Genomic DNA, 10,843 nt, shown 5'->3' with positions numbered 1-10,843 from the left:
CCCCCGGCCACCCCCGGCGCCTACGCCTTCCCGCGCCTCGCCGAGGACGTCGAGGCCCTCCGCGCCCACCTCGGCCTGGAGCGCTTCGCGCTCCTCGCGCACGACGCGGGAGCCGCCACCGCGCAGGCGTACGCCGCGGCGCACCCCGAACGCCTGACCCACCTCGTCCTCCTCAACCCCGGGTCCCGCCTCCAGGGCCGGCTCCCCGACGACGCCCGCGAGATCTTCGAGGCGCGCGCCGCCGAGGCGGACTGGTGGGAGGACGCCTATGTCGCCGTCAAACTCCTCGGCCACGCCACCGACCTGGACGAGATCCGCGGCCTGCTGCTGCGGGCCGCGCCCATGGCCTACGGCCGCTGGGAGCTGCCCCAGCAGGAGCACGCGGCGGACGAGGGCGAGCAGCTCAACCCGGTGCCCCGCGCGGCGTTCTGGCAGGGCGTCACCGAGGCCCGGCGGCAGGCCGTGCTGGAGGGCCTGCGCGCGGTCCCGGCCCCGGTACTGGTAGTGACGGGCGACCGGGACGCCATCACCGGGATGCGCTCCGGCGAGGCGGTGGCGGCGAGCTTCCCGCACGCGCGTCTCCGCACGCTGCACGAGGTCGGGCACTACCCGTGGGTGGACGAACCCGAGCTGCTGCGCCCGCTCGTGGAGGACTTCCTCACCGCGCCGGACTGAGCCCCGTGCACGGTGGGTGAGCACCTGCTCCCTGCTGGTGATGACCGTCGGTTCCGTATCACCGTGGAGGCAGTTCACTCCACGGAGGAAGGGCGGAACCGGTGACTGAGGCGTGCTCCCACCCGAAGACGGTCGTACGGAACGGCAAGGTGCACTGCGCGTCGTGCGGGGCGCAGCTCTACCTGTGAGCTATTCGGGGCTCACGGCCGCCTGGGGACGGATGGGGAGCCGGTTCACCGGGCGGCCCGTGGCCGAGCGCACCGCCGCCGCCACCGCCGCCGGGGAGACGACCACCGGCACCGTGGAGGCGGCCTTGGCGCCGAACGGGGCGACGACGTCCCGCTCCTCCACCAGCTTCACGATGCGGATGTCGGGGGTGTCGAGGGCGGTCGGCAGGGCGTACGCCGTCAGGTCGGGGTGGCGCACGACGCCCTTGGCGACCCGCAGATGCTCCGTGAGCGCGGTGCCGACGCCCTGGGTGACGCCCGCCTCGATGCGGGTGCGCAGCTGCGCCGGGTTGAGGACGCGGCCCACGTCCTGGGCGAGGGCGACCTCGACGACGCGTACGGACCCCAGCTCGATGTCGACGTCCACGACGGCCCGTACGGCGGCGAACGCCAGGCCGACGAAGGCGTCGCCCTGGCCCGTCTCGTCCAGCGGCTCGGTGGGGTGCGGGCGGCACTGCGCGGTGGCCCACAGCTCCTTGCCGTCCAGCGCCTCGGTGACGGTGGTGGACAGCACCCCGTCATATGAAGTGATCTTGCCGTCGGCGATGGACAGCAGCTCGGTGGACATCCCGAACTTCGCGGCCAGCGGCTGCAGGAGCTGGGTGCGGACCATCTTCGCGGCCCGCTCGACGGCGCCGCCCGAGACCCAGGTGTGGCGCCCGCGCCCGCCCGCGCCGGCCGGGGGCTGGTCGGTGTCGATGGAGGCGACGTGCACCTCCTCGACGCCCAGCGTCTCCTGCACGATCTGCCGGGCGAGCGTCGCGAAGCCGGGCCCGGACTCCACCGCCGCGCACAGCACCGTGGCGACCTGCCCGGTGACCTTGACGGTGGCGGTGGACACCTCGTCGGTGCCCTCGGCTCCGAGCATGTGCACCATGCCGAGCGCGTAGCCGACGCCGCGCCGTACGGCGGAGGGGTCGCCCGCGCCGTCCGGGCCGCCGGGCAGCAGCCACGCGGAGGCCGGGCCCTCCTCCTTCGGCAGGGCCGGCAGCGGCGCCTCGCGGACGGCGCCAAGGAGTTCGGCGACGGGCGCGGGGCAGGTGACGGTCTGGCCGGTCGGCAGCAGATCGCCGGTGGCCAGGACGTTGCGCATCCGCAGCTCGGCCGGGTCGAGGCCGAGCCGGTCGGCGAGCTTGTCCATCTGGCCCTCGTACGCGGCGCACACCTGCATGGCGCCCTCGCCGCGCATATGGCCGGACGGCGGGTTGTTCGTCCTGACGACCCAGCCGTCGATGACCGCGTGCGGCACGACGTAGGGGCCGGCCGCGAAGGAGACGGCGGCGGCGAGCGCCTCCGCTGAGGTGTCGGCGTACGCGCCGCCGTCCAGCAGGATCTGGGCCTCGACCTTGAGCAGACTGCCCTCGCTGTCCGCGTGGTGGCGGTAGCGCAGCAGGGTGGGGTGGCGGTGCGGGTGGCCGAGGAACGACTCCTCGCGGGTGACGGCGATCTTCACCGGGCCCCCGGTGCGCATGGCCAGCAGGCCGAGCGGGACGCCGAGGCTCGCGTCGTCCCGGTCGCCGAGGGCGCCGGGGACGCCGGTCACGACGATCTTCACCTGCTCGGGGGGCAGTCCGAAGCAGGCGGCTGCGAGGTCGCGGTCGCGGTGCGGGTCGGTGGAGCCGGTGTAGATCTCGACGCCGCCGTCCGGCCGGGGCACGGCGAGCGCGGCCTCCGCGCCCACCGGCGCGGGGTCCTGGCGGCCGATCCGGTACAGCCCCTCGACCACCACGTCGCCGACCACCTCGTGGTCGCCGTAGCGGAGCGGGATATGCCGGATGAGGTTGCCGTCGGGGTGCAGCGGCTCGGACTCGAACGACGCCTCCGGGTCGGTGACCGGCTCCAGCACCTCGTACTCGACGGCGATGGCGGCGGCGGCGAGCCGCGCGGTGTCGGGGTGGTCGGCGGCGACGGCGGCGATCGGCTCGCCGTGGTAGCGGACCGTGTCGCGGGCGAAGACCGGCTGGTCCGCCACGCGCCGGCCGTGCGCGGCCTCGCCCGGCACGTCCTCGTGGGTGAGGACCGCGCGCACGCCCGGCATCGCGGCGGCCTGCTCGGTGTCGATCGAGAGGATACGGGCGCGCGGGTGCGGGGCGCGGTGGACGGAGGCCCAGAGCAGGCCCTCGGCCCACAGATCGGCGGCGTACGGATAGGTGCCGGCGGCCTTGGCGTACACGTCGGCTGCCGGTACGGAGGCGCCGAGCCCGTGCGGCTCGCCGCCGGGGATGCCGGTGAGCGCCGCGCCCTCACTCGTCTCGGTCACAGCCCCGCCTTTCTCTTCGCTGCCGCGCCCCCGGGGGGTGTCCGGCGGACCTTGCCGGGTCGGGGTTGCCCCTTGCTGTCTCGTCGCAGGCTGCGGGTGCTCTGTAGCTGGTCGCGCAGTTCCCCGCGCCCCTTCGGGGCACGCGGGCAGGGGCAGCCCCGGCCGGGCAGCCACGGCAGGGGGCGCATCACCCGCCACCCCACTCGGGATGGCGGGCCTGCTGCGGAATCTGCGGGCCCTCGGGGGCGGTCTCTCCCTCCGGCTCCGGCGTGGCCGCCCGCTCGGCGGCGACCGCGCGGACCGCGTCCAGGACGCCCCGGTAGCCGGAGCAGCGGCACAGGTTGCCGCTCACCGCCTGCCGGGTCTCCAGCTCGCTCGGCGCGTGGTTGCCCTCCAGCAGGTCGTGCACGGTCATCGCGAGCCCCGGGACGCAGAACCCGCACTGCACCGCGCCGCTCTCGATGAGCGCGCGCTGCACGTCCGAGGGGGCGCCGCCGGCGGCCAGGCCCTCGACCGTGCGGATCTCGGAACCGGCCGTCGTCGCGGCGGGCACCAGACAGGCGGCCACCAGCCGGCCGTCGACCTGGACGGAGCACGCCCCGCACTCGCCCTGCGAGCAGCCGTCCTTGGCGCCGGCCAGCCCCAGCCGCTCGCGCAGCACATACAGCAGCGACTCCCCGATCCACGCTCCGGTGACGGGCCGGTCCGCGCCGTTGACGTGCAGGACGTAGGAGGTGAGCGGGTGCTCGCCGTCGACGGGGAGCCCCTCGGGCACCGCTGCCGCGGCCTGTTCGGCCTCGCTCCCGGAGACCGCGGAATCGGAGACCGCGGAATCAGAGGTCGCGGAATCGGAGGTCGCGGAATCGGAGACCCGCGGGTCGGAGGGCTCGGGCGCGGAGGGCGGCGCGGGCTCGGGCGCCGTGAGCCCGGCGGGCGTCGGCGCGTGCTCCGGCACGGCCTCCGGCGGCGCGTCGGGCACCGCGGAGTGCGCCCCCTCGGGGCCGCCGGACACCGGCCGGGCCGTGCCGTCGCCGAGCGGGCGGCGCCGGGTGCGGGCCTCGTGCGAACCGGCGAGCGCGGCGGCGGCGCCCTGCCCGTACGGGGCGCCCGCGCCCGGCTCCTCCGCGCCCGCCGGGGGGCCGGGTTCCGGATGCGGTTCCGGTTCCGGACCCGTGAACTCCGCCTCACCCGGATGGCGCTGCGGCGTGCCCGCCTCGGCCCCGGCGAAGGGGAGCACCCAGTGGCCCCCGGCCGGGGGCGGCACCGGCGCGTCGGCCGCCGGCTCCGGGTGTGCCGGGGGCGCGGGCTCGATGGGCGGCGGGGTGTATCCGCCCTGGCCGGTGCCGGGCGCGGCCAGCGGGAAGTCCGGCGGCAGCCCCTCGCTCGGGAGCTGCACGAACCCGGTGGCGTCCGCGTCGTACTCGCCGGTGCCCCACGCCTGGGGGCGCTCCTGCCCGTAGGCGCCGTACGGGTCGTCGTACTGCTCGGGAACCCCGTTCGCGTTCCCGTTCCCGTTCGTGTTCCCGTTCGCGTTCCGGTTGGCGTTCTCGTTGCCGTGTGTCGTGCCGCTCATGCGAGAGCCTTCCCGAGTCCCCTGCGGGCCAGCGTCGCCACCGTACGCCGTAGATGCAGCGCGGCGGGCGGGAGTGCGGAAGGCGTGCCCTCCCCGTCCTCCGGCGCCGGATCCGGAATACACGCCATCGCGACGTACTCCCCGAAAGCGGACAGCGCTTCCGGCGCGAGCCCGCGGTCGCCGTCCCAGTCGATCAGCGAGGCGATCCAGCGCTCCGCCTCCAGCGGGCGCAGCGGCATCGGGGCCACCGCGCCCACGGCGCACCGCACTCCGCGCCGTACGGGGTCGAGCACCACGGCCACCGAGGCGAGTGCCCGGCTGGGGCCGGTGCGACCGGTGGCCTTGAGGAAGGTCTGCGGGGCGTGCAGCAGCGGCAGCCGCACATAGCCGACGACTTCGCCGGGCCGCAGCATGTCCACGCCCGCCAGCAGATGGCTGACCGGCAGCTCCCTGCGGGCGCCCGCGGGGCCCGCGATGGACAGCGTGGCGTCCAGCGCGGCCAGCACCGGCAGGGTGTCGCCGGTGGGCGCCGCGCTGACGACGTTGCCGCCGAGGGTTCCGGCGTTCCGGATCTGCGGCGGGCCCGCGGTGCGCGCGGCGGCGGCGAGAGCGGGGATCAGCGCGGCGAAGTCCGGGCGGCCCATCCGGGCGTGGGTGAGCCCGGCGCCGAGCACGGCGTGCCCGTCCTGGTACTCCCAGCCGCGGATCTCGCTGATCCGGCCGAGGCCGACGAGCGCGGCGGGGCGCAGCTGCCCCGCGTTCACATCCGCCATCAGGTCGGTGCCGCCCGCGACGGGGACGGCGGCGGGCACGGCGGCGAGCGCGGCGACCGCCTCCTCCAGCGTGCTCGGGAGCATGACGGAGGGCACAGCGTGCTGGTCGCGCGGTGCATGCTGTACGTGCGTGCTCAACTCTCGCTGCCCCTTCCCCGAAGTCCCCGGGCACCCCGGCTGCACTGCCGTACGGTACGTGCTCACAGCCCGGACGAGGCAACTCTGGCATATCTCGGCGGGCTGCTGACACGAGGGTCCAGGAAGGGCGGTTCTGTCCGTTCGAGAGCGGATTGCTGTGTTTACCCCGTCCCTCCGCGTCCCTCCGCACCAACCTTCCGGGTCCGCGGCCCGCCCCCCGGGAGGACGCGGGAGCGCGGGCTCACACGATCGGGGGCGGCCCGTCGAGCGGACGTCCGAGCACGCCGGTGCGGCGCTGCCAGGGGTAAGGCCCGGACGGCGGCCGGTACTTCACGCCGAGCGCGTCCAGCCGGGCGTAGTGCGCGGCCGTCATGCGCCGTTCGAAGTCCGCGAAGTCCCGCTCGGCGGGCGGCGGCAGCGCGGACCAGGCCACCTCTGCGAAGGCGCACAGCCGGGGGAAGGCCAGATAGTCCAGGCGCTGCTGGGTGTCCACGCACTCCGTCCACAGGTTCGCCTGGGTGCCCAGCACGTGCGCGGCGTGCGGGGTCCCGGCCAGCCGGGGCGGCAGCGGCTCGAAGAGGTAGACGTCGCGCAGGGTGCGGACGAAGCCGATGGGCGCGGGCTCGTCGGGCCCGCCGTCCTGCCGGTGGTTGAGATAGACATGCTGCTCCGGGCACATGATCACGTCATGTCCGGCCTCGGCCGCCGCCACGCCGCCGGAGTAGCCGCGCCAGGAGGACACGACGGCGCCCGGCGGCAGCTCCCGGTCGGCGCCCGGCTCCCCCGCCCCGGTCCGCGGGTCCCGGCTCTGCAGGATCTCGTCCCAGCCGACCAGCCGCCGCCCGCGGGCGGCCAGCCAGGCCCCGAAGTGCCGGTTGAACCAGTCCTGGAGCCGGCCCGGGTCCGTGACGCCCTCCTCCGCCATCCGGGCGCGCGCCGCGGGCGAGGCGGCCCACTGGTCGTCGGGGCACTCGTCGCCGCCGATGTGCACATACGGGGAGGGGAACAGCTCCAGCACCTCCTCCAGCACCTCCTCGTAGAAGCGGAGGACGGCGTCCGTGGGCGCGAGGACGTTGGGGTTGACGCCCCAGTCGGTCCACGGCTCCAGCGCCTCGGTGTCCACGGCGTCGGCGTTCCCCAGGAAGGGGTACGCGGCGATGGCGGCCTGGGAGTGCCCGGGGATGTCGATCTCCGGGACGACGGTGATGTGCCGGGCCGCCGCGTACGCGACGATCTCCCGGATGTCGTCCTGGGTGTAGTGGCCGCCGTGCGGCTGGGGGTCCCACAGCTCGGAGGCCCGGTGCCCGACGCGGGTGCGGGAGCGGACGGCGCCGACGGTGGTGAGCCGGGGGTGCCGGCGGATCTCGATCCGCCAGCCCTGGTCGTCGGTGAGGTGGAAGTGGAAGACGTTGAGCTTGTGCGCGGCGAGCAGGTCCAGGACGCGGAGCACGCCCTCCTTCGGCGTGAAGTGCCGGGCCACGTCCAGCATGAAGCCGCGCCAGGGGAAGCGGGGGGCGTCCTCGATACGGACCGGGGGCGCGGTCGCGGCCCCGTCCTCCGCGTCGCCCGCGCGCCGCCAGGCGCGGGGCGGCAGCAGCTGGCGCAGCGTCTGGGCTCCCCAGTAGACGCCGGGTGCCGCACCGCCGGTGATCTCGGCGCGCCCGGCGCCGACGGTGAGGCGGTACGCCTCGGGGCCGAGCGCGGGGTCCAGACGGAGGGCGAGGACGTGCTGCTCGGTGCCGTCGGGAGGCAGCAGGGGCGCCGCGGTGGCCGCGCCCAGTTCGGCGCGGATGCGGTGCGCTGTGGCCCCGGTGCCGGGCCCGGTGTCCAGCGCGGTGCGGGGGCCCAGGGTGAATCCCTCGCCCTGAGCGGTGTGCGCGGTGCGGGGGCGCGGAACGAGGTCGAGCGGTGTCATAGGGCTCCTTGATGCGGGTGGTACGGGCGGTGCGCCCCCGGTGCCGGGGCTCAGTCCTTGACGGCGCCGCCCAGGCCGGAGACCAGGCGGCGGTGGACGGCGACGAAGAACACCAGGACCGGAATCGTCATGACGGTGGAGGCGGCCATGACGCCGCCCCAGTCCGGGGTCTCGTTGTCGAGGAAGACCAGCAGCGCCATCGGGAGCGTGGAGTTCTCCGGCGCGCTGATGATGAAGGACTTCGCGAAGAGGAAGTCGTTCCAGGTGGAGATGAAGGAGAAGACACTCGTCGCCACCAGCCCCGGGAAGACCAGCGGGAAGAGGATCTGCCACAGAAAGCGGGCCCGGCCTGCCCCGTCGATGAACGCCTGCTCCTCCAGCGACTCCGGTACCGCCTTGACGAAGCCCCGCAGCATCCAGATCGCGAAGGGGAGGGAGAAGGCGATGTGCGGCAGGATCAGCGACGTCAGCGTGTTCAGCGCGCCGACGTCCCGCATCAGGAAGAACATCGGGATCGTCAGCGCCTCGATGGGCACCATCTGGGCCGCCAGGAAGAGAATGAGCAGCGTCGTGCGCAGCCGGAAGCGGAAGCGTGTCACGGCGGTGGCCGCGAGGAAGGCGATCAGCGCGGAGACGATGACGACGCTCACAGCGACCACCACGCTGTTGAGGAAGTACCGCCCGAAGTCCTCCTGCTCGAAGACCCGCCGGAAGGAGTCCAGGGAGGGCGAGAGCGTCCAGGGGACGGGGTGGTCGCCGCGCACTTCTCCGGCCGGCTTGAAGGCCGAGAGCACCATCCAGTACAGCGGGAAGGCCACCAGGAGCGCGATCAGCACGGCGCTCGTCTCCGCCGCCAGCCGCCACGGTTTGCGGAACGCCTGCTTTACCACAGCCACGAGGGTTGTCACAGTTCTTCTCCGCCTCTCCGCAGCAGCCGCAGATAGAGCAGTGTCACGCCCAGCAGGATCAGCAGCATGACGATCCCGATGGCCGAGCCGAGTCCGTACTGCGAGGAGGCGAACGCCTTCTGGTACGCGTACACGTTGAGCACCAGGTTCTGCCCCGCGATGCCGCCGCCGTCCGTCATCACATAGATCTGGGTGAAGACCTTGAAGTCCCAGATGATGGACTGGATCGTCACCACGATGAGAATCGGCCGCAGCATCGGCGCCATCACGCTGCGCCAGATCCGCCAGCTTCCCGCGCCGTCCAGCGAGGCCGCCTCCAGCACCTCCGCCGGAATGGCCCGGATGCCCGCGTAGGTCGTCACCATCACCAGCGGGAAGGAACACCACACGACTTCGAAGAAGACGAGCGCGAACGCGCTGAAGCGCTCGTAGGTCCAGGAGAAGTCGCCCAGTCCCAGTACCCGGTTCACCGGCCCGAAGTCCGGGTCGAAGAGGAAGACCCAGACCGTCGAGCCGGTGATCGCGGGGGTGGCCCAGGCGCCGAGCGCGGCCAGCATCAGCATCAGCCGGGGCACGGCCCGCACCCGGGTGAGCAGCACCGCCAGGGAGCAGCCGACCAGCAGGGTGCCGAGCACGCAGGCCGCGGCGAACAGCACGGTCGCCAGCAGCACGTCCCAGAACTGGCGGTCGCGGAGGAGTTCGGTGTAGTTGCCGAAGCCCTGGAACGTGGCGGGCTCGCCGCCGCTGACCTGGGCCTGGGTGTACTCCAGGAAGGAGATCAGCCCGAGCTGGTAGATGGGGTAGACCAGCAGCCCCGCCAGCACCACGAGTGCGGGCGCGAGATAGAGCCAGGGCGTCCAGCGGGGGGCGCGCACTCCGCTCACTTGCCGAAGACCTCGTCCATCTTCCTGGCGGCGTCACGCGAGGCGTCCTTGACGCTCTTCTTGCCGCTGACGATTTCCTGGAACATGGTGGGCAGAATCAGCGAGGCGTCGATCTCACCCCAGGCCGGGCTGGCGGGCACGAATTTCGTTCCCGCGTCCAGGGTCTTCACGAACGGCGCGACGGCCGGCTCCTCGGCTGCGGCCTCTTTCCGGGTGTCGCCGAAGGTCGGCAGGAAGCCCATCCCCTCGAAGAACTTCTTCTGCGACTCCTTGCCCGCGAGTTCCTTCAGCAGGTCCACGGAGAGGGAGCGGTGCTTGCTGCTCCTGAGGACGCCGAGGTTGTTGCCGCCGGCGAAGGCGGGGGCGACCTCGCCCTGCCGCACACCGGGCAGCGGCACCACGCCGTACTTGCCCTTGACGGCGCCCTCCTGCACGGCCTTGAGGTTGAAGTCGCCGCCGATGGCCATGCCCGCCTTTCCGCCGGCGAACGCCTCGACCGTGTCGTTCCCGCTCATCTTCGCGCACTTGGCCGCCGGGCAGTTGTCGCCCCCGAACAGGTCGGTATAGGCAGCTGTCCCCTTGCGGGAAGCGGCGGTGTCGAGGGCGGAGGCGAAAGTGCCGCCCTTGGACCCGTCCTTGGACCGGGCGAGTTCGCCGCCGTTCGCCCAGAGGAACGGCATCGCGCCGTAGGTGTAGGCGCCGCCGACGGCCAGCCCGTACAGCTCGGGCTTCTCGCTGCGGATCTTCTTGGCGGTGCGGGCGACCTCGCCGAGCGTCCGCGGCGGCTTGAGGCCGAGTTCCTTGAAGACATCCGTGCGGTAGTAGAGCGCGCGGACGCCGACGAGCAGCGGTACGCCGTAGATCTTCCCGTTGACGGTCACCGACTTCCGCGCGGTGTCGTCGACGTCCTTGGCCGCGCCCCACTTCTCGAACTCCGCGCTGATGTCGGCGAGCCCGCCGTCGGAGACGTATCCGGCGGTGTCGGTGTTGCCGAACTCGATGACGTCGGGGGCCGAGCCGGGGTCGTTGAAGGCGCCCTTGATCTTCTCGGCACGGCTGTCGACGGGAATGTACTGGACGTCCACGGTGACACCGTCGTGCTGCTTCTCGAAGCGGTCGACGACGCCGTCGACGACCTTCTCCTTGGGCTTGTTGCCGACTTCCCGGAAGAGCCAGACGCGGAGTTTTCCGCTCTTCTTGTCCTCCTTCGCGCCGTTGTTGTCGGAGGAGGACGGCGCACAGCCCGCGGCCGCGAGCCCCGCCATCCCCAGCACCGCGGCGCAGGCGACCGCTCTTCTGGACCTCTGGAACCTCTCGGACCTCTTCACGACGAGACCCCCTGCCTCTCGTTCGTTGCACCATATGCAATGCGCGTTTCGCGCTGCACAACTTCCGCAGGAGGCTACGAGGCCCGCGCCCGCCGGGCAATAGTCCGGACCGGGAGTTCGTCAGCGCAGTGAGGGCCCGCCCGCGTCATCCCGCAGGATGAC

General features: G+C 73.3%; 7 protein-coding genes and 1 pseudogene. 1 reads left to right on the top strand and 7 read right to left on the bottom strand.

The features are described from left to right. A partial coding sequence (locus G5C65_RS21810) for an alpha/beta fold hydrolase (RefSeq protein ID WP_165300592.1) occupies positions 1–675 on the top strand: 675 nt, incomplete at its 5' end. A gap of 189 nt (positions 676–864) precedes the next feature. Here the strand turns inward: G5C65_RS21810 and G5C65_RS21805 are convergent. The 7 genes and pseudogenes from G5C65_RS21805 to G5C65_RS21775 form a co-directional block, all read right to left on the bottom strand. Continuing rightward, positions 865–3,162 carry a molybdopterin cofactor-binding domain-containing protein gene (locus tag G5C65_RS21805; RefSeq protein WP_165300591.1) on the bottom strand — a complete coding sequence of 766 codons (2,298 nt, stop codon included), beginning with the start codon at positions 3,160–3,162 and terminating at the stop codon, positions 865–867. A 187-nt stretch (positions 3,163–3,349) separates the two neighbouring features. Then, entirely contained in the window at positions 3,350–4,735 is a 1,386-nt protein-coding gene (locus tag G5C65_RS21800) for a (2Fe-2S)-binding protein (protein ID WP_165300590.1), read from the bottom strand. Then, on the bottom strand, positions 4,732–5,646 hold the full coding sequence (locus G5C65_RS21795) for an FAD binding domain-containing protein (protein ID WP_206442111.1): 915 nt from the start codon (positions 5,644–5,646) through the stop codon (positions 4,732–4,734). Before G5C65_RS21795 ends, G5C65_RS21800 begins: the two co-directional genes overlap by 4 nt. A 241-nt stretch (positions 5,647–5,887) precedes the next feature. After that, on the bottom strand, positions 5,888–7,561 hold the full coding sequence (locus tag G5C65_RS21790; protein ID WP_165300588.1) for a beta-N-acetylhexosaminidase: 1,674 nt from the start codon (positions 7,559–7,561) through the stop codon (positions 5,888–5,890). A 50-nt stretch (positions 7,562–7,611) separates the two neighbouring features. Next, the gene (locus G5C65_RS21785; protein WP_338146569.1) at positions 7,612–8,469 is read right to left on the bottom strand and encodes a carbohydrate ABC transporter permease; all 858 of its coding nucleotides are present in this window, start codon (positions 8,467–8,469) and stop codon (positions 7,612–7,614) included. Then, positions 8,466–9,332, bottom strand: a pseudogene (locus G5C65_RS21780) (carbohydrate ABC transporter permease); the annotation flags it as partial. The pseudogene G5C65_RS21780 and the gene G5C65_RS21785, both read right to left, overlap by 4 nt. A 17-nt stretch (positions 9,333–9,349) precedes the next feature. After that, positions 9,350–10,618: an extracellular solute-binding protein gene (locus G5C65_RS21775; protein ID WP_165300593.1), complete on the bottom strand. Its 1,269-nt coding sequence runs from the start codon at positions 10,616–10,618 to the stop codon at positions 9,350–9,352. Positions 10,619–10,843: the final 225 nt, after the last annotated feature.

The sequence above is a fragment of the Streptomyces boncukensis genome (assembly GCF_011045075.1).
Classification (GTDB): Bacteria; Actinomycetota; Actinomycetes; order Streptomycetales; family Streptomycetaceae; genus Streptomyces; species Streptomyces boncukensis.
This window is presented reverse-complemented; position numbering and strand designations above follow the sequence as displayed.